Genomic DNA, 24062 nt, shown 5'->3' on the forward strand with positions numbered 1-24062 from the left:
CACGATAGTGTCCAATAAATTTTAAGAGGACACTATCGGAGTGCTATTTGGTCAGAAAACAGGAGTTCACAGGATACGTGAACCGTTATTTTGATTGTATCAGATGATGTTGAATTGGCGGGTAACGATCTTAAGTACAACAGGTCATCTAATGTCTAGATTGTCTTTTTTGATGCTTTAATCATAATGGCTGTCAATAAATAAAGAGTTTAAACCTGAGAATTAGAGCAATCCTGCTTATTTTTCCTGAAATTTTAAATCAATTTGATATTCGTCCTGAGTCACTTTGATTTTATAGTTTTTATATTTACGTTTACTTGGTGAAAGGGCAGAGTTAGTGACTTCTTTATGGAATTCGCTGTCAGACATAAAAAAATAATACGCCTTATAGCCTAATAAGATCTTGTCAATTTTTTTATCTTTTTTCTCAGCATTACGAATGAGTTCATTTAAATAGTTTAAGCTGATTTTGTCTGACATTTATAAACTCGCAAAGAAAAGTTGCATTATCACACGAGATGTAATCGATTTTTATTACAAATTGATGACAGTTGCATTTCGGGTACTTTGGGGTAGATGCTGGGCGAATTGAACAACGTACACGATTTATCATCACTCAAGAAAAAGACTCGGCATTAAAAGTCCGAGTCAGGTATCATGGTAACAACATGGCGTTGCACTTCAAACGCTGATCTAAGAATTTAAAAATAATAACCTATCGCCAAATATAGCAACTTATTCCATTGATTATTATCACCTTCTGCCAATGAATCTACTGCTCCTGCGACCATAGAATCATTACGAGATATAATATACTCTGCCTGTACACCAATTTTTTTGTAGTTAAAAGCCAAACCAGTAATAATACGATTTGAGTCATTATAACCAGCTTGATCTTTAAAAAAATGACTATAAGAAATATAAGGTTTAATACCATTAATACCATTAAATTCCTGATTAACATTATAGTTTAATTCAGCCATTACGTATTTACCATCATTGGCAACATTATAAGCATAATCGAATGCTCCAAGAGTAGAACTATTTGGAAATTGCTTGTCTTTATTATCAATTTTTTGTTGTCCTACGAGTAACATCCCTTCCCAATTCTGATAATTAGTAATATTAAATATATTCCAATTAAACTTATCTCCATTAAGATCTGTCTTTTTGTTTTCTAACTCTGAGTACCAAAATGAGGTGCCCACTTTAGAAGAAAACTCATGATGTTCATCTAAAGTGAAAGTTTTGGACAAACGACCTACCCACATGTTTTTTTCTTCAATGTTTGTACCACTATTCAGATTATCTGCTTCTACAAAATTTCCTGTATAGCGACTGGAATCTTTTGATGTCCCTTTAAAATTGCCCCCATCTGTTGGATAAAAGCCTAATGTCAATTGAATATCCTGCTGTTTAAGCTGATATTTCAGTCCCAAATTATGGACATCTTCATATCCTAAAGTATTGAATAATGTTTCATAGTAGCTACTTCCCCAAAAACGCCCAAAACCAAAATCAACTGGCTGTAAACCTGCACTTAATGTTTGTTGCGTATCAATTTTATAGCCAGCCCAAGCACTGTGTAAAAATACAGCATCACACAAAGAATCATACTGATAACATCGTGTATCTGCCTGTGCAAGCCATTTAGGATTCTCATAATTAATAACAAATTTTAAATCTGCTAATTTCCAATCATTATTCTTACCTTCACTGGCTTCATCAGAAAAATCCTTATGCTGAAAACGTGTCCGTATAGCTCCAGAAATAGCCAACTGCCCTGTATCTGCTTGTTTATCTCCCCAACTCAACTCATCACTAGCATAGGTTATAGTACTCGTGAAAAGTGTAGCGACTGCTAAGGAAACATATAGTTTTTTCATAATTTACATCTGAACCGTACCGGGTTTGTCGGAGACTTTTTTATTTAAGTTAGGCCACCTGACCTAACGGATTAATCTTATCATAGTACATTGCTTCAAACTCAAAAGGCGATACATAACCCAGTGCGCTGTATACACGTTCTTTATTGAACCGATCAAGCCGATTAAATGCCCAATACAACTTGATAAGGTTTAAATCCTTCAAGTACAGCTTCAGAAACCAACTGGATAAATGCTTCAGTTTTTCCATAAGCCATCCATTGATCTAGGGCCTCATAGTAGGCCAATCGGTTTTCAACTGTTATTACACAAGGGGGATAACCAGCTTTAAGCAATTCAAGATTCATCAATAGACGTGATGTACGGCCATTGCTATCAATGAATGGATGAATACCTACAAAATCAGCATGTACTTTGGCTGCACGTTCGATAGGATGAAATTTATGTGCGTCATTACTATACCAATCAACTAGCTGAGCCATCTTGTCATTTAATAATGTGTAATCAGGCGGGGTAGACGTGGCACCAGAGATTAGGACATTTTGTTGGCGATAGTGGCCAGCATTATCATCATCAATATTTTTTAAAATGAGTTGATGGATATTGCGAATTTGCCATTCAGAAAATGGTTCTTCTTTTCGAATAATATCTTCAACGTAATAAATAGCGTTTCTATGGTTAATTGCCTCGAAGTGTTCTCTTAATGCCTTCCCACCGACAGTTATGCCTTCTAACACGACTTTTGTTTCTAGCAATGTAAGTGTATTGCCTTCAATTGCATTCGAATGATAGGTCCATCGTACAATAAGATCTTCTTGTAAATTTTTTACTATTGCTGGTGATAGGGGGCGATGCTGATCTAATTTATTTTTTAAATCATCAATAATTTCAAACATTACCTTGTCCCTGAATGTGTCTAAAAGAATGATACATCAAAAAAGAATATTGAAGAAATGATATGTTATATCATTACTATTTATGGTGCTTTTAATATTGATATAATCAGTACATCATTTCAAATCCTGAATTAGGATTTGAACAAGATTTCTAAGTGATTCAATACACTAAATCTGATTTGGATCAAAATTTGGTCAATAAATTTCAAATTAGCAATATGAAAAAAGTAAATAATATTTATACGGTATTTTTTACGGTAAAGCTCAATGGACTTTTGTTTTTATCAATATAAAACAATATGATAGCAGCAGATTTCGGTGCGCGCTGAGCGCACCAAATTTCCATAAAAGAAAAGCACAACCTAGCTGAAATATAAAAATACTTGAAAAGTATATAAAAAATTAAGATAAACGTTCGATGCTATTTGCCATAGCGTGTTTGATTATTTCAGCCTATAAAGCTCACATATTTTAAAAACTCAAACATCTGAGGGCTGCTAGATGGGCTATATCGTTAAACTCATACCAGAAAATCTTTATTTTGTGCCACATGATAATGAAATTGGTACAACAGAATTTCGAAGTAAAGCGGTTGCTGAAGGTTTATTTTATGACTATGCAGCAGCTACTGCTATGGCGAAAATGTATAACAAAGATATGGTGCAAGATGTTGATTATGAAATTGAATTGATAGAGTAAGAATTTAATTAATTTTTTACTGAGGTTGCATTGTAGTTATATATATTTTGCTTGTTGTGGCAAGCGCATAAAATTATGCAGTAAATACCAAACTAATCAAGATGATTTGTGCTGAGCAATCGTATTGAAATGTAGTAGGGCCTTGTGGCGATCAAAAACTTTACCTATATTAAAACTACAGTAGGTCATTCAATGAAATAGACGCTACGATGAAGTTGGACGGATCAATGACAGCTCGTTGAGTTTGCAACATAGGTTCAAACAATAAATCAGCACTAGCCTTCCAACATAAAAAAGCTCGCAGCAATGCGAGCTTTTTCTATGCTAGAATAAAAACCAAGCAACTTTACAGTGCATTTGTGAGTTGTAAATAAAAATTTTAAAAAATATGATGTTGAAATATAAAGATAATTAAATTTTTCTTTAAAAAATTACTACATTGTCAAACAATTTAACATCTCACTTTTTTAAAAAATTTATAAGCTATGGTATAAAAAATTTCCGTCAAGAAAAAAAGGGAACAACAATGACGCAACTAGTCGATATTAAAGTTAAGGACCAATTCAGCCATATTTACGAAGCAAAGGCATTGCTGCGTAATATTCCAGAAAGCTCATTGGCCGCAGGTTTGGCACTTTTCCACAAAATTGAACATATTATTGTAGAAGGTGAAGTGATTTTGCCAAGTATCGAACTTTTATTTGAAAGTCGTGAATCTGACAGTATTTTCCGTGTTTTGGAGTAAATTTTTGTGATTCCAAGACTCGTTTAAAGAAGCTCACCTTGATGAGCTTCTTTTGTTTTGGGTCGATATTTTTACAGAAGCAAATGCAGCAATATGCTGATCAACTTTATTATTAAAATATCAATCGATTCGATTTGATCATTTACCATTTTCAATCAGCTGAATACTTACATCGTATTTATCAAATTCTTGAATCACTCTCTGAATGACTGTTTGTCCTATTGTATCTTTGGCTTGAAAACTAATTTCCTGATTCGTCTGACTATCAAAACATTCAATTTGCTGAATTTGCCATTGCTGCGCATCAGCGCTTTGTTGAATCACAATTCGGCGAGGTTGCAGTTGTGCAGAAATTTGACGTGGCAATACATTGGTGATTGCTAGTTGTACTTGATGCTCTTGGTCTTTTGGGCTTATAAACGTAATAACCCAATTGCCCACTTTACTTAATTGCATTGGATTGTCGTAAGCATCAAACTCTAAAAAAAATGCGCTGCCCATGCCTAAACCCTGGTTTCAACAATTTTGGATAATCCCTATATCGCTGATTTGTATTGCTAAGGGCTATGCATCTAAAGTCTTGGTTTATGCTGGAATACTATGCTTACAGTCTATCTTAGATTTCAAATCTATATGAAAAATAATAAAAAAATAAAATAGACCTAAGTTTTTTATGGTTTTTTAATCGTTTAAAAGACTTAGAGTGAATTAAATAAATCTAAGCGTTAAGCAGGATTAAGTTTCTGTAAAGAATAATTAATTTGCTGCAAAACTCGATTTAACTCTTTAGGTGGCAAACGTGTTTCTTGCAAAGAGGTAATCCATTGCATTTGGCATAATTTTAAACTGCGAATATCTTGAGATTGTAAAATGCGCTGAATTAATTGCTTGGCCATGAGCCCACAATGACGCTGCAAAGTATCCATCATCAAAAATTTAACATCTTCAAAACTTAAGGCTGAAATTTCAGGCTGCGCTGTTTCATGCTGTACAGTTTTTTCGTCCACAGCTGTTTCTGTGGTTGCTATAGCTTCAGCGTATGTTTCTGCATTTACACGTGGTGGGGTAAGGTGTAAATGTTGTGTTTGAATCGGCTCTGCCAAACTTTCTGCATGAGTGGGCTGAGGAGCGCTGGAAAGATGAGTTTGAATTTCAGTTTGAAAAACCTTCGGGGCAGAAATAGTTTCTGCTTGATGTGTATTTTCGATTGTTGCCGTAAGTGTTAAGTCTGGGGTTTCATCAAGTGCAGCAGGGGCAATGAGTTGCATATCTAAAAGCTGCTCAATGAGTTCAGGTGGTGCAAGACGTTGCTTGAACTGATCACCCAATAAATCAAAATCTTCAGTACCTATGAGTACCAACAAACGACGTTGGCGTGCATTTAAATCACGTGTGCGTTGTTGTAAAGCATCTAAACCGAGTTGAGTTTTTTGATAATTAAACATGACCTTAATTTATTCCCCAATAAATTAAGGCACAGCTTAAATGTTGATAATTACATTAATATGAACAATTTATGACAAGTAAATGCAATAAATTTCACTTGAAACTTTTATAAAGTTTGAATTCGGGTATTTTCTAAGGCTTTGCGTAAGTATGGGTCTAAATCTTCTTGACGTAATAACCATTGCACATAATCTGCAGGGAGTTCTGCAATTGCAGTCCCGCGATGTTTACCAAAATTAATGATTTGTGGAATACGCGCTTCTTCAGAAGCGACATACAACTCTTCAAGACTTTTAATTTGGAGTTGATGAACTTCATGCATCAAAATATTGGCCGTTAAAATAATATCCATATCGGCACGATGTGCTTTTTTAATCATGTCTCGGGCTTTTTCACTGCCTTTGGTTATCATGTAAATTAAGGCTGAAATATTATGAGCTTCGGCATTTGGCCAAACACGACGTGCCAATGCCAGCGTGCAAATCGCTTTGATATTACGGGTATCTACACCACATTTTTCCAGTGCACGAATATCATAATCAATATTGTGACCGATGATATAAGTCGTTTCAGCAGGCAACTCAAAACTGCTGTAGTGTGGTTGACCGACCAAATCTGACTCTAAAATATGATGAACTGCCATCGCTGCAAATGAAATCGGCTCATCGACTTGATACAGCTGATCGAAAATTTGACTTTTATCTAAGCTGATTTTTCCATCTTCAATTTGAATAGGGGCATAGGCAATCTCAATCGGTTGACCATTTAAGGTATGGGTTTCGGTGTCGAGAATAATGGCTTGCATGTCCTGATTCGCTTGCTGAATAGTGAAAAAAGCAATCTAACATTTGCATGTACGTATGACAAATTGAATTAGATTGATGTTGGATATTTGATGTGTGATGAATCTTGCATTTTATTTGTAAGTATTTAATTTTAAATAAAATACATTTGCATATTAATTGTCATAATCTTGCTTGAGTTGCTAAAAAAGCGTACAACTATAATTTGCGAAGGACGCATTTATAAAAATAGTAAGAGAAGGGCATTCGAATGAATAAAATATGGTTAAGTGTGGCTTTAGCCAGCAGCAGTTTGTTTTTAACTGCGTGTAATGATGATCATGACGATACGAGTGTTGTGGTTATTGAGGATGGCATTCCGAAATATAATTTTAGTGCCCCTGTCGTGAAAACAGAGCCTTATTTAGATCAGGGTGCCAATGCGAATAATGTTTTAGATACAGTAAGTGCCTCTAAAACATTGATGACTTATAAAATGTTAGGGGTAAATGGACATGAAACTCAGGCAACTGCACTTGTTTTTACCCCTCAAACAGTTAAGCCTGCGGGCGGATGGCCACTTGTAGTTTGGGCGCATGGCACAACAGGAGTGGCAGATGCGTGTGCGCCGAGCCGTCAAGGTCTAAATGGAAATGAGTATTTCATTGCTAAACTATTGGCTGCAGGTTATGCCGTTGTTGCACCTGACTATGAAGGTTTAGGTGAACCGAGCGGTAAAGAATTACATCCATTTTTAAACTTAAAAAGTGCAGCGTATTCGATTACAGATGCAGTTGTCGCTGCAAGCAAGCTTTTGGGTAATACTGCAGAAACGCGATGGAGTGTAGTTGGACATTCACAGGGTGGACATGCGGCTTTAGGTGCAGCACAGTATGCATCGCGTGCGCAGTTAAATTATAAGGGTGCCATAGCTATCGCACCTGCATCAAATTTAGCGTTGGTATTGGCGGGTGGTGAACAAAAAGCAACTCAAGAGCCAGATGTAATAAAGAAAGTACAGACACTTGTGCCATTAGATACGTTTACTGCTCTAATTGCTGCGGGACTAAGAAATACTGCTCCAACCTTGCAATATTCTGAAATATTTGTATCACCAACAGATCAACTTGCTGCTCAGGCAGAGTCTATCTGTTATGAAACATTAGGTGGGAGTATGGCTCAGTCAATGCTAACGCATGTAAAGACGTATGGAACATTGGATGGTTATCCACGTACTCAACCAAATTTCATGACGACCATCCCTGAAGTTAAAGATTTCTTAACCCATGGTTCACAGCCATTAAAAGTGAAAATCAGCACGCCTATATTTATTTATCAAGGAACAGCAGATCCAACTGTACCGAAACAAGTCACGGATTACTTGGTTCAGTCAGCTCAAGGGATGGGAACTAAAATTCATTACGTCACTGATCATGATTTACCTGCAGAGCAAAAATGGGATCATGGTTCGGTGTATGTGAATAATATGGATGAGATTGTTAAAGATGTGCAATCGTTAATGCCTATTCAATAAGTCATTGAATTACGATAAAGATTGATTTGACCTGAAATAGCTCGTGTTTTATCTGAAACATGAGCTATTTTTATGTAAAACTGAGCAAAGTTCATTCTCTCAGTTCGCAAACTTTATGCTACAATACGCGCCAATCTTAGCACGGCTTAAAAGCCCTAAATTAATAGGACCTCGCTAATGTTTGCCAATATTTCTATTGCCGAATTTGATCCAGAATTAGCTCAAGCGATCACCAATGAAGATGCGCGTCAAGAAGCTCATATTGAGTTAATTGCTTCTGAAAACTACTGCTCACCTGCAGTAATGGAAGCACAAGGTTCAAAACTTACCAATAAATATGCAGAAGGCTACCCAGGCAAACGCTACTATGGCGGTTGCGAGTATGTAGATATTATTGAACAACTGGCGATTGACCGTGCTAAAGAACTCTTTGGTGCAGATTATGCTAACGTTCAACCACACGCAGGTTCTCAAGCAAACTCTGCAGTTTACTTAGCCTTACTTAACCCAGGCGATACTGTATTGGGTATGAGCTTGGCTCACGGTGGTCACTTGACTCATGGTGCAAAAGTAAGCTTCTCTGGTAAAACGTATAACGCTATTCAATATGGCTTAAACCCAGAAACTGGCGAAATTGATTACGAAGAAGTAGAGCGTTTGGCGCTTGAACACAAACCACGCATGATCGTTGCGGGCTTCTCTGCGTACAGCCAAATTGTAGATTGGCAGCGTTTCCGTGACATCGCAGACAAAGTAGGCGCATATTTATTCGTAGATATGGCTCACGTTGCGGGTCTAGTGGCAGCAGGTGTTTATCCTAACCCTGTTCAAATTGCAGACGTAACAACAACAACCACGCACAAAACATTACGTGGTCCACGTTCTGGTTTGATTCTTGCTAAAGCCAACGAAGAAATCGAGAAAAAATTACAATCTGCCGTGTTCCCAGGTAACCAAGGTGGCCCATTGGTACACGCAGTTGCAGCAAAAGCAATTTGCTTTAAAGAAGCAATGGCACCTGAATACAAAGCATATCAGCAACAAGTTGTGAAAAATGCACAAGCAATGGCTGAAGTTCTTATTGAACGTGGTTATGATGTGGTATCTGGCGGTACGAAAAACCACTTGTTCTTGCTTTCTTTAATCAAGCAAGATATTACTGGTAAAGATGCAGATGCATGGTTAGGTGCGGCGCACATTACTGTTAACAAGAACTCAGTACCAAATGATCCACGTTCTCCATTTGTAACCTCTGGTATCCGTATTGGTACACCAGCAGTAACAACACGTGGTTTTGGTGAAGCAGAAGTGCGTGATCTTGCAGGTTGGATTGCAGACATTCTTGACAGCAAAGGCGACGAAGCTGTAATTAATACTGTAAAAGCAAAAGTTGAAGCTGTTTGCGCGAAATTCCCAGTTTACGCAAAATAAGCACATCCTTGAGAAAGCCCCCTCAAGGGGCTTTTTTTATGGATGTTAAAAAATGATTCTTCATTCAATAAGCTGAATTTCTGTTATAACTTAAGCGTATTGAATATGAGGGTAGATAAGCTGATTGATTCAGTGTTTGTCTAATGACAGGAATATAAGTAAATGATTAAACCAAAGATTATTATTTCAGAACAAGATTTGCATCGTTTGGAAACAATGCTTGAGCATCAACCAAAATTGACGCCTACGATGCAACATTTAGAAGATGAGTTAGCACGTGCCGAAGTTGTAGCTCCTCAAGACGTACCTGCAAATGTAGTGAGTATGAATGCCCGTGCGTTGATTACCATTGCACCTGCAAAAGAACCGACTGAAATTACCTTGGTTTATCCACATGATTTTAAAGGTGAGAAAGGACAGGTGAATGTGGTTGCACCTGTAGGCACGGCCATTTTAGGTTTAGCTGAAGGGCTAGAAATTGAATGGCCACAGCCAGACGGTCATTTGATGAGAGTCAAGATTGAGAAAATTCTGTATCAACCAGAGCGCGAAGGGGATTATTTATAATCCTGCGTTTGGAACATTCAAAAGCCATGTAGATCATGGCTTTTTTATGCACTGAAATTATCAATTAGGCTTTAACACATGGATGAGTGAGCACGAATATTAATTAGCCTTGAATGCAGATCGAAATAAAAAATTGCAAAATATTACATGACCTTAGCCATAAAACACGTACTATAAAATCAGAAACGAGGGTTGTATTGGTCTATGTCTCAGTTTGAAATTTTACCAGCCTTGCAAGATATTCCAGTCGATCGTACTGAGCTGTTGGCTATTCAGCGTAATGACTTGGTGCCTTTGCTGAATGATCAATATCGTTTAAATCATTATGCAGATCAGCTGATTCAGGCACAGGCAGTACTGTTGGATGGTGTAGACCCGCATTTAACCCAACAATTGAGTGCGACCATTGAGCAACTTATTCAGGCACTGGGTAATTCTAAAAAAGTGTTGAAACAACGTAAGTTTAATGCGTTGCAAAAGTGGCTGGGTATAGATTTGGAATATGGTGCAGGGCAGGTGCAATACTATAAGCGTCTAGATACATTATTGCAGCAAGCAGATGGGCTGAGTCAGAAGTTGCAAATTGAGATTCAAAAGTCCCAATCACGTTTTCAGCAGCTCATTGGTTTACGTGAGCAAATGGCCAAATATATTCAAGCGGCTGATGAATTTTTATTGGAATATCCTAAGTTTGTGCGTAATCAGCATCCCTTAGACAATTTTAACGAAAGACTAGCTAAGAAAATTTATAGTTTAAAGACGTTGCAGAGCAGCAATGATATTGCCATTACACAAATGCAACTTTCACAGCAACTTTCTTTTAGTTTGTTAGACCGTTTTAAAGAAGCACAACAGGTGTTGATTCCTGCATGGCAATATCATGTTAAACAAAGTCAGCAAAGTGGTTCGCACAGTCAGTTAGAAAAGCTGGATCATAGTCGTGAACATTTAATTAAGAGTTTAAGAAAATCCTTAGAAAAGCCTGCGCAATCGTAATGCGTTCAGTCTTGCACTATAGAGAGGTAAAAATATGTCAACTTCTGAGCAACATCAGGTATCTGTACAAGTGAGTGATGCGCAGGCTGAACAGCAGTTTCAGCAACTTAATTTGCAGGAAATTGGTTTGCAGACTGAAGACTTTCAAGAGGTATTGGCTGCGCGTAAAGAACTGAGTGATTTGAATCATCACGCAGTTGCAGAATATGGAAAAAATATTGCCAGTAAAACCTCAGCTTATACCGATGAGCTTTTAGGCTTAGTACAAAATAAAGATTTAGATGTGACTGGGCAAAAGCTAAATCAGGTGGTGCAGGTTGCACAGCAGTTAAATACCAACAGTATTTTAAATCCACAAAAAAGTAGTGGTTTCTTAGGTGGTTTATTCAATAAACTCAAAGGCGCTAAGCAAAGTTTTGATCAAAATTTTAACAGTACCAAAGAGCAGATTGATAGTTTAGTCACTGAAATTGAAAGCTCACAAAATGGTTTAAAAACCCGTGTAAACACGCTTGATCAAATGTTTCAGGGTGTGCAGGATGAATATAAGCAACTAGGAGTTTATATTGCAGCGGGCAAACTAAAGCAGCAGGAAATTCAGCAGCAACTCGCTGAATTTTCAGCACAACCCCAAGACCAAACCACAACGCAAAAAATTTATGACCTGAATCATCTTGCCAATAATTTGGAAAAACGGGTCAGTGATTTACAAGTGTTGCAGCAATCTGCCATGCAAACTTTACCTATGATTCGGATTATTCAGTCCAATAATTTAATGTTGGTCGATAAGTTTTATGCGATTAAGAACATTACTTTACCTGCGTGGAAAAACCAGATCAGTTTAGCAATTTCTCTAAACGAGCAGAAAAATAGTGTGCAGTTGGCCAACAGTATTGATGATGCCACCAATGAATTGCTACGCCGTAATGCAGACTTATTACATCAAAATTCTGTAGATACCGCCAAAGCCAATCAACGTTCGGTGATTGATATTGAAACCCTTGAACACGTACAAAATACCCTCATTAAAACGGTTAATGATGTGATTCAGGTGCAAAAAGAGGGGATGCAAAAACGTGCCGAAGCAACTACACGTCTGCGTGCTTTGCAGGATAATCTGAATCAACTGGTCATTAGTTCCAGTCAACATTCAGGCCATTAATGGGCAGGTATTGTAAATTTAATCTGAAAATTGCTGAATAGGAGTTTAATTTTGCCACCACTCGATGAATATGCCATCCAGCCACAACAGTTGCAAACAGGTGTTGTGGCATTACAGCAGCGCCAAAAAAAGTTGGGTATTTTGGCAGTAGTGTCTATGACACTTTTGCTAGCATCGGTGATCGGCTTTTTTATTCAGCAAGACGTAATTTATAGTTTTTTTGGCTTAAGCACTGAAGTTCAGCAGTTACACATGCCAGCAAGTGTGGATGCGACATTAGCCAATTTAGGGCAGCAGCCTGATTATTTTTTTAGCTTGTTGTCTTGGTTTGGCTGGCTGATACTGAAATTATCGGTCTCATTCATTGGCGCATTTTTCCTTATTTATTTGCTTAAAAAAATACGTTTTTTTTATATTCGCTTTCAGTCTTTTGTGCTGAAATTTGTAGGCTGGTTAATCAGTTTTATTGTGTTATGGTCGGCTTTGAGCTATGTACAGCATGATCTGCAAGATGATACGCAGGATGTGTATGCCAAAATTGTGCATTATGAGCGCAATATTCAGGAAAGCGAACTGGCACGTTATTTACAAGAGGCCGACCTTGCTGCACCAGTGGAAGCCTATTTGTTGGCACAAACTGCGCTGATGCATCATCCTGCAGATAAAGATGCAGCTATTCCACAAGTGCTGAATTTGGTTAAAGCAGAACAGCTAGACCCTCAGTTTTTACATTATGGCTTTAAGCCTGAGCAGTTATGGACGATGCAGCAACAGGTTTATGGAAAAGCACTAACGCCTATGGCACAAAGTGTAAGTAAACAAGTGCAGCAAGCCGAACAATTCAATACAGTGGCACATTATCTTAGTCTTGCGCTCATTGTTATGATGGCAATTGTTTCGGCATTTTTGTGGTTTTTATCATGGCACTTGCAGCAGCGCATCTACCGTATTCAACAGAGATTGGAATAAAGCTGGATTAAAATGTGATTTCACAGTAATCGCTTCAGCAGTCACACCTAAATTATGTTATTGTGAAATATGAATGATTTAGGTGTAGTTGCTGTGTTCAATGAGTGTCGCTAAATTTTATGCAGTATTTGTAAAATTGAGCAACCATTTGAAAAAACGATCATAAATATAAAAATAAACCGTTTCACCTATACATGAAATTTTCGTAAGATAACTTCAACGACATAATTTTACTCCATTGGAGACGTTAGCCATGTTAGATCAAAATACTTCTGCACAACTTAAAACTTTATTAGAACGTCTTGAAAGCCCGATTGAACTTGTGGCGACTTTAGATGGTTCAGATAAATCTGCCAAAATTAAAGAATTGGTCGAAGAAATTGCGGCACTTTCGCCTCAAGTTACTGCACGTTTTGACGGTCAAAATTCACGTGCACCAAGTTTTGGGATTGCAAAAGTAGGTGAGCAACCGCGCGTATTTTTCGCAGGTTTGCCAATGGGACATGAATTCACTTCATTAATCTTGGCTTTATTGCAAACTTCAGGTTATGCACCAAAAGTATCGGATGAAGTTTTAACGCAAATCAAAGAATTAAATCTTGCATCTAACTTTGATGTGTTTGTATCGCTAAGCTGCCATAACTGTCCAGACGTGGTGCAAGCGTTGAACCTGATTGCGATTTACAACCCAGGTACAACTGCAACCATGATTGATGGTGCTTTCTTCCAAGACGAAGTTGAGCAACGCAAAATTATGGCTGTACCAATGGTATTCCAAGATGGCAACCATATTGGTCAAGGTCGTATGACACTTGAAGAGATTGTGGCTAAATTGGATACAGATTCTGCAAGCAAAGATGCTGCAAAATTGAATGCCAAAGAAGCGTTTGATGTCTTGGTGATTGGTGGTGGCCCTGCAGGTAATACTTCTGCAATTTACTCTGCACGTAAAGGTATCCGTACCGGTATTGTGGCTGAGCGCATGGGCGGTCAGGTTATGGATACGATGGACATTGAAAACTTTACCTCAATCCAGAAAACTCAAGGTCCAAAATTTGCAGCAGAAATGGAAGCACACGTGCGTGAATACGATGTAGATATTATGAATCTACAAAAAGTATCTGCAATTAAAGGTGCTGATGAAACTGCCAATGGTTTGGTTGAAGTGACTTTGGAAAATGGTGCGGTACTTGAATCGAAAACGGTCATCTTATCTACAGGTGCACGTTGGAGAGAAATGAATGTACCGGGTGAAGCAGAATACCGTACTCGTGGTGTAGCGTATTGCCCACACTGTGATGGCCCATTGTTTAAAGGCAAACGTGTTGCAGTAATTGGTGGTGGTAACTCTGGTGTAGAAGCTGCGATTGACCTTGCAGGAATTGTAGAGCATGTGACTTTGGTTGAGTTCGATACTAAATTACGTGCAGACCAAGTCTTGCAAAACAAATTAAACAGCATGCCAAATACAACCGTGATTACCAATGCGTTATCGACTGAAGTGATTGGTGATGGTGCACAGGTCACTGCATTGAAATACAAAGACCGCGCAACAGATGAAGAGCATACAGTTGAACTTGCAGGGATTTTCGTACAAATTGGTTTATTGCCAAATACGGACTTCTTAAAAGAGTCAAAAGTAGAGCTAACAAATCGTGGTGAGATTGTAATTAATGAGCGTAATGAAACCAATGTAAAAGGTGTGTTTGCTGCGGGTGACTGTACAACTGTACCGTACAAGCAAATCATTATTGCAACTGGTGAAGGCGCGAAAGCATCACTTTCAGCATTCGATTACATCATCCGTTCAGGTCAGTAAGTGCTGAACCCCTCTAACTAAAAGGATAGCGCCTGAGTTCCCCAATACTCAGGCGCTATATTCGCTAAAGTGCGTATCTGCACAGTTTTGATTATTTATTCTATTTTTTGTTTTAAGAACTGAGTCGGCTAACAACTCAGTTCTTTTTTTCTTAAATAGTCCGCTTTATTTCTAAGTTACGATTGGACTTTCTGAAGATAGTTCCAGGCTTGCTTTAATGACTTGGATTATTTTGTCCAAACAGATTCAGTTGCTTAAACTTTTCTTGCAGTTGCTCCTTGGTTTCTACATGCTCAGGATGCGGAATAATGCATTCAATTGGGCAGACAGATACACAGGTTTGATAGTCGTAAAATCCAACGCATTCCGTGCAACGATCTACATCAATTTCATAGACCTTTTCGCCTTCATAAATCGCTTCATTCGGGCATTCGGGCAAACACATATCGCAATTGATGCATTGATCGGTAATCAGTAGTGCCATTGCAGAAACTCGCTTAGTTCATTGCCACTTAGGCTTGATAGGCCAAAGAAGACGCAGAAATATCGGCAGTCGAATTTGGCAGGTTGCGAATGAGCAGGGCATAACGCATATCAACATCCGCAGGAACAGGAATTTCTACAATATGCCCTGAACCTTTGGCATCTTCAATCAAATTACCTTTTTTGTCTTTAATTTCGGTTAAGTTGAAGTAGATATTGCCCTGTGGTGTCATCAATTCTAACGAGTCGCCCACCACAAAACGGTTTTTCACATCAATTTTAATATAGTCGCCATTGCGCTCTAAAACTTCACCACAGAATTGTTGATGATCAAAACTAGATGAGCCTGTTTCGTAGTTTTGGTATTCGCTGTGAACATGGCGACGCAAGAAACCTTCGGTATAACCACGGTTGGCTAGACCTTCTAACTGTGTCATAAGCGCTGGGTCAAATGGTTTACCTGCCAACGCATCATCAATGGCTTTACGGTAAATTTGTGCGGTACGTGCACAGTAGAAATAAGACTTGGTACGACCTTCAATTTTAAGGGAGTGGATACCCATTTTAGTTAAACGATCTACGTGTTGTACCGCACGTAAATCTTTAGAATTCATAAAGTAAGTGCCGTGCTCATCTTCTTCGGCAGCAAACATATCTTCTTCATTACGTTGTAACAGTACAGGTTCGTTGAATTGATGCTGCGCCTGCATGTGCTGTTCATCTGCATCGGCTTCTGCTGAAATATTTTTGACAGGAATCACGTCGCCTGTTTCATCTTCAACAGCATCGTGAATTTTGTATTCCCAGCGGCAGGCATTGGTGCATGCACCTTGGTTGGCATCACGTTTATTCATATAGCCTGAAAGCATGCAGCGACCTGAATAGGCCATGCACAATGCGCCATGTACAAATACTTCAATTTCCATGCCAGGCACGTTGTTTTTAATTTCTTCGATTTCATCAATCGACAACTCACGTGAAAGAATGACACGAGTGAGTCCCATATTCTGCCAAAATTTCACCGTGGCCCAGTTCACGGCATTGGCCTGTACCGACAAATGCACAGGCATGTCAGGGAAGTTTTCACGCACCATCATAATCAGACCTGGGTCAGACATAATCAGGGCGTCAGGTTGCATCGCCACCACAGGTGCTAGGTCACGAATAAAGTTTTTCAGTTTGCTATTGTGTGGCTGGATGTTGACCACTACATAAAACTTTTTACCTAATTCATGGGCTTCTTGAATGCCAATGGCTAAATTGTCATGATCGAATTCATTGTTGCGCACGCGTAAACTGTAACGCGGCTGCCCTGCATAGACAGCATCTGCCCCATAAGCGAAGGCATAGCGCATATTTTTTAAAGAGCCAGCAGGAGAAAGAAGTTCGGTGACGTGGGAAATGGTCATGATCAAAAAAGCAATAGCAGAAATATGGCTTTATTGTATGAATCTAAATTTAGGATTCAACCTAGTAAATAGCTCGGGATTCAGAAGAAAACTCATGTTGACCATCAATATTTGGATATCAAAGATAGGTTTGCTGTGGATTAAAATTTAAAAATAAGTGATGAACTCAAAAAGAAATGCTGCAGATTGATCAGGGTAGCTAAATATGACAGTTTTGCTCAATCATCAGCAAGGCATAATCTTATTTGTTAAAATGAAATAAAGACTAGTTTGTCTTTTTAAATCAGCAGCATCATCTCAGTTGTATTTTGAAAGAAGGTGTATCTATGGCCTGTACTTGTAGTCATGAACCTGCACCCATTAAACCCAACAGTAAATTTAGAACAGCACTGTGGATTGCTTTGGTGATTAACCTGAGCATGTTTGTGGTGGAGTTGATTGGTGGTGCTTATGCACATTCATCTGCTTTATGGGCAGATTCGCTGGACTTTTTCGGCGATGCTGTGAATTACGGTATTTCACTGGCAGTGCTGAGCGCAAGTTTATATTGGCGTGCTACAGTGGCATTGCTGAAAGGTATGACTATGGCTTTGTTCGGTGTTGTTGTGTTGGGCAAGGTGATATATGCCTATGTGCAAGACATTCCTCCTGAAGCCATGACCATGGGTGTTATTGGCACAATCGCTTTGTTGGCCAATGTATTTACTGCTTATATTTTATTTACCTTCCGTGATGGTGATTCAAATATGAAATCGGTTTGGCTGTGTAGCCGAAACGATGCGATTGGTAATTTTGCAGTGATTTTAGCGGCCATTGGTGTGTTTGGCACAGGCAGTTTAATCCCTGACCTTGTGGTAGCAGTGATTATGGCCAGTTTAGGTTTAACCGCAGGTTATCATGTGATTCAACAAGCCTTGGCGGAGAGACGGATGAATGTGCCTGAATAAAAGAATAAATTTTAAATCTAATTTAGAAAACTCAGGTCAAACACTTTCCTGAGTTTTTTTAATGGTTGAGAAAGTTGAATTTGACGTCAAAAATATTTGAAAGTTATGCTGAATTGCTATTTACAAAAAATAATATATATCTAAAATTAAAAATAAATTGATGTATTTTAAATGATTTTAAAAATTATATTTATTATTTTTTTTGAATTGAGGGTTTAATGAAACTAATCAAACTAATTTCTATAGCAAGCCTAGTTGCTTTGGCTGGTTGCAGTTCTAAAGTTGTTACTTATGACACTGCGGGGCAGGTAATTGGTTCATGTGTGGCGACACAGGGCTTTATTTTAGGGGCAAAAGCGGTGTGTTATGGCGGTGCCAATTTACAAGGGATTAACTATTCTAAAGTAGATGAACGTACGGGTTTATTGCCTGCCGTACCGACCAATACGCAGATTTCGCTGCAACAAGATTAATTTTTTAAGAGGGGTAATCCAATGAAAATTTCTAGTTTAATCGCATTAACAGCGGCTATTTTAATGACAGGTTGTGCTTCAAAAGTTACGACTTATGATTCGAGTGGTCGTGTAATTGGTTCATGTCAAGCAGAGCGTGGTTTTGTAATTGGCGGTGGTGCACACTGTGAAGGGCGTGCCAACCAAGAAGGCCGTAGTGTACGCTAATTGATATTAAATATAAAACCGAGCATCAATGCTCGGTTTTTTATTTAAATAGACTATTTCTACATTCAATTATTTTTCAACGAAAGCACGTTCAATCACATAGTCACCTAGTTCACCCATACGTGGTGATTCTTTTAAACCGTGCTGATCAAGCAAAGATGCAACATCTTTTAAGAAAGCAGGGCTACCGCATAACATTGCACGGTCAGTTTCAGGGTTAAAACGTGGTAAACCAATTTTTTCAAATATTTCGCCAGACTCGATTGCTGTAGTCACACGACCTTGGTTTGGATATTCTTCCCGGGTCACTGTTGGGTAATACACAAGTTTTTCACGAATACCAAGTTCTTGGAAAAACTCATGATTTGGCAGTTCATTTAAGATTAAGTCTTGATATGCCAATTCAGAAATAAAACGAGTACCGTGTACGACAATGACTTTTTCAAAGCGTTCATACGTTTCTGGGTCACGAATGGTTGCTAAGAACGGTGCTAAACCTGTACCAGATGAAAGCAAGTATAAGTTTTTACCTGGATTTAAATCGTCAAGTACCAAAGTTCCTGTTGGCTTTTTAGAAACAAGTAACTCATCGCCAACTTTCACTTTTTGTAAAATTGAAGTAAGCGGGCCGTCAGGTACTTTAATAGAGAAGAATTCTAGTTCTTCTTCATAATTAGCACTGGCAATTGAGTAAGCGCGCATTAAGGGCTTGCCATTGACTTCCAGACCAATCATCACAAATTGACCGTTTTTAAAACGCAGTGACGTGTCACGGGTAGTTTTAAAACTGAATAGGGTGTCATTCCAGTGGTGTACGTGAGTAATCTTTTCGACGTTGAAAGCAGCCATTAAAGGTCTCAATAAATTATCAAATTAGAACAGCTTGCTATTCTAATCTAAATTCATTCTCTATAAACTGAATATATTTAATTGAGCTTATCAGAAAAAGTGATGAAGACTGATCTAAAAATGCCAATAATCGGATTTATGCATTCTCCCTACCGAGAAAAATTTGGTATTCCTCGTCAACCGAATCTGGTACAGGTCGAATCTTATATTGAAATGCAGGCGCCGTATAATGATGCACTGGCATTTGAAGGGATTGAAGCATTTAGTCATTTATGGTTAATTTGGCAGTTTCATGACAATAAAAATCAAATTGAAGATCAGCAAACAGCATCAACCCAGCAAAACAATAAGTTTCGTGCCCAAGTGCGCCCGCCACGTTTAGGCGGTAATCAAAAAATAGGTGTCTTTGCGACACGCAGTATGTATCGTCCTGCACCCATTGGTTTATCTGTGGTGCAATTTAAACAGGTCAAAAAAGTGGGTAAGTCACTCCGAATTTATGTGACAGGGGCAGATTTACTCCACGGTACGCCTATTTTAGACATTAAGCCCTATATTCAATATTCAGATGCTGTGCCTCATGCACAAAGTGGCTATGCGCAAGATGAGCCGATACGAAAAACAGTATTGTGGATGGAGACTGCTGAAATACAAAAAGCTGAGTTGCTCAGTTTAGGCTTGTTGCAGCCGCAGATTGTGCAGGAACTGGAACAGGTCTTGGCTTTAGACCCACGACCTGCATATCAGGATGACCCTGAGCGAATTTACAATATGCGTTTTGCAGATTTTGATGTGAGTTTTAAAGTTGATCTGAACTGCGTTTATATTTGCAAAATCGTCTTACTTCATACGGATTAAACCAACATATATAAAATACCGACCAAAACCAGCATGTGTAAAATTTGGGTCGGGGCAAAATATAAGGCAAATCGCAAACCACCAATCAGCGCAGCATTCACACATTTGGCAATGGCATGCGCAACCACACCTAAAATTAAGGCATAGAGTAATGTTTGCTGGCTAGGTGGGCCTTGCATCACCACTGTTGCAATGGCGGCATGAACTTCAAATAAAGATGCGAGTAAGGTCCCAATGATTAAGCCTGCATCGCCCAAGGTTTGTTCTAAGCCGTAAACCATTGCTTGAATGGCTGTTAAAGTCGCTACAATTATTGCAGCTTCTTTTAGGCTGAACATACGTGTGTCGGTTTCAGGTTTTGTTGTTGTGGTGCTTTTATGCTTTTTGAGCAGCCATACCCCTGCAACAGTGAGCACCAATATTCCTGCTAAACATGGCAGAATTAACAGCTTAAACCATGCCAAATTGACTCCCGCCACAATAATTAGCATTTGCGCAAGTGTTGCAACACAAGACATCAGAGCTGCACCAGCATTAGCACGTGCATCACCACGACCTGCACGCACTTCCATGCCTAAACTAGCAATGGTTGCTGTACTGGAAACAAAACCTGAAGCAATGGCAGAAAGCATGAGCGCATTACTGCTGGAAAGTAAGCGTTTAGCAATATGTGCCAACGCCTGCACACTTAAAATTAAAATCAGCAGTTTTAAAATCACATAAGGATTAAGGACATTGCCCCATAAAGGTGTATTGGGAGTCAATGGCAAAGCAATCAGCACTAGGGCCAATAAGAACAAGCCATCACGCAGTTCTGCTTCGGTAATCCATTGGCTGACAATACCATGCATGGTGTGTTTGGTCATGAGTAAGCCAGTCAAAATAACCGACAAACCCGCAGCAAGTGGAATATTCCACAAACACAATGCGCCTATAAAATAGGTCATAACAAAGGCCAATTCGGTGGTTGCACCGGGGTCATCTTCCGTTTGGTTTTTAAGGGAGTACAAACCAATTCCACCAACAATCAGTGCACCCACAATAGCGAGCGGTGTGCCAAATAAAAAGCAGATTGCACCTAACAGCGAGCAAATACCGAAGGTACGCACTCCCGCGAAGTGATGATGTTGTCCATTTCTCTTGCTGCGCTCACGCTCTAAACCAATGAGTAAACCACAGCCTAGCGCTGCTGCAAAAATGGTGAGCAGTTCGGGGAAATTGGTTGTGATTAAAGAGGGTGGTGTAAGTGAATCCACTGCAACATTCCAAATACAATACGCTATTTTAAACATCATATATTTGAAATGCGCTTATCGCTATTTAAGAATCGATTTTTCCAGTAAATTCCTGACTAGATTAAACAATACGGCATACATGAGTTGAAGAAGACATTCAGTCCTGAAAGTAAACTCTGCTATAGTAAACCCAGATTTTGGGGCAAATAACAATGAATTTTAATTTTGAGATAGACAGTACTTGGTGCTTAGAACAATTAGTCAAAGATGGCAAAATTACCGAGCGCGATCAGGCTTTGGTACAAACCACGCATCGTCAGCGTGACCAGTTAAAATGGCATCCGCTGCAATGGATTGCAAACTTTAATTTGGTCGATCAAAGCCATCCCCAAACGACACTTACCCTCAACCGTTTATGCCAGTGGCTGGCCGATAAAGCAGGCTTACCATTTTATATTATTGATCCTCTAAAAGCCGATGTTGCTGCTTTAACGGCAGTGATGTCACAAGAATTTGCATTGCGTAATCGCATATTAGCCGTTGAAATTACCGCAGATGCGGTGCTGATTGCGACAGACCAACCTTATAAAAATGAATGGGTCGCAAATTTAGAACGTAGTTTATTGCCTAAAAAAATTCAGCGAGTTTTGCTCAGTCCAGATCAACTGCAGCGTTATTTGGTTGAATATTACCAAGTCAGTCGCGCTGTTCATTCTTCGCAAAAATCTTCTGCGCATGACCGTGAAAATAAAGGGGTCGAAGCATTATTGCAATTGGGCGACACCCAAAACCCAGATGCCAATGATCAGCATATTGTGAAATTGGTGGATTGGGTGCTGCAATTTGCCTTTGAGCAGGGTGCAAGTGATATACACCTAGAACCACGTAAAGACACAGGTAAAGTGCGTTTTCGTATTGATGGGGTGCTGCATACCATCTACAACATGCCGGCCAATACGCTCACAGCAGTAATTTCCCGAATTAAAATTTTAGGTCGCATGAATGTCGCTGAAAAACGCAAGCCGCAAGATGGACGCTTAAAAACCCGAACACCTAAAGGACAAGAAACAGAACTGCGTTTATCGACCTTACCCACGGCATTTGGTGAAAAACTGGTCATGCGTATTTTTGATCCTGAAGTTCTGGTGCGCAGCTTTCAGCAGCTCGGTTTTGACAGTCGCTTACTGAACGAATGGTATGCACTGACGGCACATAGTCATGGCATTATTTTAGTGACAGGCCCAACAGGTTCGGGTAAAACCACCACCTTGTATTCTTCTCTGAAGCAATTGGCCACAGAAGAAGTCAATGTCTGTACTATTGAAGACCCAATTGAAATGTTAGAACCGAGTTTTAACCAAATGCAGGTCAATACCGCAATTGATCTTGGCTTTGCCGATGGGGTACGCGCCTTAATGCGTCAAGACCCAGACATTATTATGGTCGGGGAAATTCGTGATCATGATACGGCAAACATGGCAATTCAAGCGGCGCTCACAGGGCACTTGGTTTTATCTACACTACATACCAATGATGCACCATCAAGTTTGACTCGTTTGCATGATTTGGGTGTGCAACCGTTTTTAACAGCCGCCACAATTTTAGGAGTCTTGGCGCAGCGTTTGGTGCGTAAACTATGCCCACACTGTAAACAGGAAGGCTCAATCAATGAAAAAGATTGGGAACATTTGACCTTTGACTACATTATGGAAATGCCAGCACAGGTATTTAAACCGGTTGGATGTGATGAATGTCGTCAAACTGGCTATAAAGGTCGAGTCGGAATTTACGAATTTATGCCTTTAAGTTTGGATACCAAACAATTGATCAGCGCTAATGCCAATTTAAATGAATTGCGTCAGCAAGCTAAAAAAGAGGGGATTGAACCCTTGCGTATTGCAGGCGCACGAAAAGTTTTGGAAGGCGTGACTACATTAGAAGAAGTATTGCGTGTGGTGCCATTAAATTAAAAAAATGATGCAATCTTAAGATTCAGCTCATCTTACTTTGTTTTAATACATTTAACGAAATGAGCCACACAAAAAAGGTGAAGCAATGAAATTTACAATGAAAGCAGTATTGATGGCGGGTTTAATGGCAGCAGCATCAGTTACGATGGCAGATGACACTATTAACACCCAAGCACTGCATAAAAATGTGACGGTGAAACAAGCCCTAAGCTTAAAAGATGACAGCAAAGTGCAGTTAAAAGGCTATGTCGTTAAAGCCATTGGTGATGAAAAATATCAGTTCCGTGATAGCACGGGCACCATCACTGTTGATATTGATGATGATTTATGGAATGGCAAAGCAGTTTCTGCCAAAACGCCTGTAACTTTAATTGGTGAAGTGGATGTAGACCACAAACCTGCAAAACGTGTTGAAATTGATGTAGATCAGGTGCGCTACTAAGTTTGTGCAGTGTAAAGACAAGATTCATTTTACATCGTCTTGATCTCACTAAAAAACCACATACGCCATAAGGTGTATGTGGTTTTATTAATTTAAGGCTTATTCCAAGCACGAATGATTTTAATAATGAACAGAGTAATTAACTATAACTAAAAATATAGACAAATATTTGCATAAGTTCTCATTTTGTCTATGTCGATTCAGTAGTGGCAAGGTGGGTATTTATTAGAGATTTAAATGATTATCTTTTGTATTTT

25 protein-coding genes are annotated in these 24062 nt (G+C 38.9%); 15 read left to right on the forward strand and 10 right to left on the reverse strand.

Going from position 1 to position 24062, the window contains the following annotated elements:
- Positions 1–237: 237 nt before the first annotated feature.
- The 3 genes from HHA42_RS09065 to HHA42_RS09075 form a co-directional block, all read right to left on the reverse strand.
- Positions 238–480 carry a hypothetical protein gene (locus tag HHA42_RS09065; protein ID WP_017395738.1) on the reverse strand — a complete coding sequence of 81 codons (243 nt, stop codon included), beginning with the start codon at positions 478–480 and terminating at the stop codon, positions 238–240.
- 221 nt (positions 481–701) lie between these two features.
- Positions 702–1886, reverse strand: a complete 1185-nt coding sequence (locus HHA42_RS09070) for a hypothetical protein (RefSeq protein WP_168419223.1) — start codon at positions 1884–1886, stop codon at positions 702–704.
- A gap of 164 nt (positions 1887–2050) precedes the next feature.
- Positions 2051–2782, reverse strand: coding sequence for a Fic family protein (locus tag HHA42_RS09075; RefSeq protein ID WP_168526245.1), 732 nt, complete (start codon positions 2780–2782; stop codon positions 2051–2053).
- A gap of 501 nt (positions 2783–3283) precedes the next feature.
- On the opposite strand from HHA42_RS09075, the gene HHA42_RS09080 reads away from it, so the two are divergent.
- Entirely contained in the window at positions 3284–3481 is a 198-nt protein-coding gene (locus HHA42_RS09080; RefSeq protein WP_168461177.1) for a hypothetical protein, read from the forward strand.
- Between the two features lie 526 nt (positions 3482–4007).
- Positions 4008–4226 (forward strand): hypothetical protein, encoded by a 219-nt coding sequence (locus tag HHA42_RS09085; protein ID WP_168419226.1) that lies wholly within the window; start codon positions 4008–4010, stop codon positions 4224–4226.
- A 138-nt stretch (positions 4227–4364) separates the two neighbouring features.
- Here the strand turns inward: HHA42_RS09085 and HHA42_RS09090 are convergent, their stop codons facing one another.
- The 3 genes from HHA42_RS09090 to HHA42_RS09100 form a co-directional block, all read right to left on the reverse strand.
- Positions 4365–4727, reverse strand: coding sequence for a hypothetical protein (locus tag HHA42_RS09090; RefSeq protein WP_168526247.1), 363 nt, complete (start codon positions 4725–4727; stop codon positions 4365–4367).
- Between the two features lie 224 nt (positions 4728–4951).
- On the reverse strand, positions 4952–5671 hold the full coding sequence (locus HHA42_RS09095; RefSeq protein ID WP_168526249.1) for a hypothetical protein: 720 nt from the start codon (positions 5669–5671) through the stop codon (positions 4952–4954).
- 107 nt (positions 5672–5778) lie between these two features.
- Positions 5779–6477, reverse strand: coding sequence for an exonuclease domain-containing protein (locus HHA42_RS09100; protein ID WP_168419229.1), 699 nt, complete (start codon positions 6475–6477; stop codon positions 5779–5781).
- 248 nt (positions 6478–6725) lie between these two features.
- Between HHA42_RS09100 and HHA42_RS09105 the strand changes: the two genes are divergently transcribed.
- The 7 genes from HHA42_RS09105 to ahpF all read left to right on the forward strand — a co-directional run bounded on the left by HHA42_RS09105 (position 6726) and on the right by ahpF (position 14932).
- Positions 6726–7988 (forward strand): alpha/beta fold hydrolase, encoded by a 1263-nt coding sequence (locus tag HHA42_RS09105; protein ID WP_168526251.1) that lies wholly within the window; start codon positions 6726–6728, stop codon positions 7986–7988.
- 177 nt (positions 7989–8165) lie between these two features.
- Complete coding sequence (gene glyA / locus HHA42_RS09110; protein WP_019836649.1) at positions 8166–9419, forward strand: serine hydroxymethyltransferase; 1254 nt, start codon at positions 8166–8168, stop codon at positions 9417–9419.
- A gap of 162 nt (positions 9420–9581) precedes the next feature.
- Entirely contained in the window at positions 9582–9986 is a 405-nt protein-coding gene (gene rnk, locus HHA42_RS09115) for a nucleoside diphosphate kinase regulator (protein WP_168419231.1), read from the forward strand.
- Positions 9987–10190: 204 nt separating this feature from the next.
- On the forward strand, positions 10191–10982 hold the full coding sequence (locus tag HHA42_RS09120) for a tellurium resistance protein (protein ID WP_168419232.1): 792 nt from the start codon (positions 10191–10193) through the stop codon (positions 10980–10982).
- A 34-nt stretch (positions 10983–11016) separates the two neighbouring features.
- Positions 11017–12144, forward strand: coding sequence for a toxic anion resistance protein (locus tag HHA42_RS09125; protein ID WP_168419233.1), 1128 nt, complete (start codon positions 11017–11019; stop codon positions 12142–12144).
- Between the two features lie 51 nt (positions 12145–12195).
- Positions 12196–13113, forward strand: coding sequence for a hypothetical protein (locus HHA42_RS09130; RefSeq protein WP_168419234.1), 918 nt, complete (start codon positions 12196–12198; stop codon positions 13111–13113).
- Between the two features lie 253 nt (positions 13114–13366).
- A complete protein-coding gene (gene ahpF / locus HHA42_RS09135; protein WP_168419235.1) occupies positions 13367–14932 on the forward strand; it encodes an alkyl hydroperoxide reductase subunit F in 1566 nt (521 codons plus the stop codon).
- Positions 14933–15146: 214 nt separating this feature from the next.
- On the opposite strand, the gene HHA42_RS09140 is transcribed toward ahpF, so the two are convergent.
- Positions 15147–15416 (reverse strand): YfhL family 4Fe-4S dicluster ferredoxin, encoded by a 270-nt coding sequence (locus HHA42_RS09140; RefSeq protein ID WP_168419236.1) that lies wholly within the window; start codon positions 15414–15416, stop codon positions 15147–15149.
- Positions 15417–15444: 28 nt separating this feature from the next.
- Positions 15445–16824: a tRNA 5-hydroxyuridine modification protein YegQ gene (yegQ, locus tag HHA42_RS09145; protein ID WP_168461162.1), complete on the reverse strand. Its 1380-nt coding sequence runs from the start codon at positions 16822–16824 to the stop codon at positions 15445–15447.
- 326 nt (positions 16825–17150) lie between these two features.
- Between yegQ and HHA42_RS09150 the strand changes: the two genes are divergently transcribed.
- From HHA42_RS09150 to HHA42_RS09160, 3 genes are all read left to right on the forward strand, one after another.
- Entirely contained in the window at positions 17151–17771 is a 621-nt protein-coding gene (locus tag HHA42_RS09150; protein WP_168419238.1) for a cation transporter, read from the forward strand.
- A 218-nt stretch (positions 17772–17989) separates the two neighbouring features.
- Positions 17990–18244, forward strand: coding sequence for a hypothetical protein (locus tag HHA42_RS09155; protein WP_168419239.1), 255 nt, complete (start codon positions 17990–17992; stop codon positions 18242–18244).
- 21 nt (positions 18245–18265) lie between these two features.
- Positions 18266–18451, forward strand: coding sequence for a hypothetical protein (locus tag HHA42_RS09160; RefSeq protein ID WP_168419240.1), 186 nt, complete (start codon positions 18266–18268; stop codon positions 18449–18451).
- A gap of 69 nt (positions 18452–18520) precedes the next feature.
- Here HHA42_RS09160 and HHA42_RS09165 read toward each other — a convergent pair whose 3' ends face one another.
- Positions 18521–19300: a ferredoxin--NADP reductase gene (locus tag HHA42_RS09165; RefSeq protein ID WP_168419241.1), complete on the reverse strand. Its 780-nt coding sequence runs from the start codon at positions 19298–19300 to the stop codon at positions 18521–18523.
- Positions 19301–19402: 102 nt separating this feature from the next.
- Here HHA42_RS09165 and tsaA point away from each other — a divergent pair, with 102 nt between their 5' ends.
- Positions 19403–20158 carry a tRNA (N6-threonylcarbamoyladenosine(37)-N6)-methyltransferase TrmO gene (gene tsaA, locus HHA42_RS09170; RefSeq protein WP_168419242.1) on the forward strand — a complete coding sequence of 252 codons (756 nt, stop codon included), beginning with the start codon at positions 19403–19405 and terminating at the stop codon, positions 20156–20158.
- Here tsaA and HHA42_RS09175 read toward each other — a convergent pair.
- On the reverse strand, positions 20155–21414 hold the full coding sequence (locus HHA42_RS09175) for a DUF4010 domain-containing protein (RefSeq protein WP_171525587.1): 1260 nt from the start codon (positions 21412–21414) through the stop codon (positions 20155–20157). The two genes, tsaA and HHA42_RS09175, sit on opposite strands and share 4 nt — an antisense overlap.
- A gap of 191 nt (positions 21415–21605) precedes the next feature.
- On the opposite strand from HHA42_RS09175, the gene HHA42_RS09180 reads away from it, so the two are divergent.
- Both HHA42_RS09180 and HHA42_RS09185 read left to right on the forward strand, forming a co-directional pair.
- Positions 21606–23363, forward strand: a complete 1758-nt coding sequence (locus HHA42_RS09180) for a GspE/PulE family protein (protein ID WP_168419243.1) — start codon at positions 21606–21608, stop codon at positions 23361–23363.
- Between the two features lie 85 nt (positions 23364–23448).
- Positions 23449–23805 (forward strand): NirD/YgiW/YdeI family stress tolerance protein, encoded by a 357-nt coding sequence (locus HHA42_RS09185; RefSeq protein ID WP_168419244.1) that lies wholly within the window; start codon positions 23449–23451, stop codon positions 23803–23805.
- The last annotated feature ends 257 nt before the right edge of the window (positions 23806–24062 follow it).

Source organism: Acinetobacter sp. A3 (assembly GCF_012371415.1).
In the GTDB taxonomy this organism is placed as follows: Bacteria; Pseudomonadota; Gammaproteobacteria; order Pseudomonadales; family Moraxellaceae; genus Acinetobacter.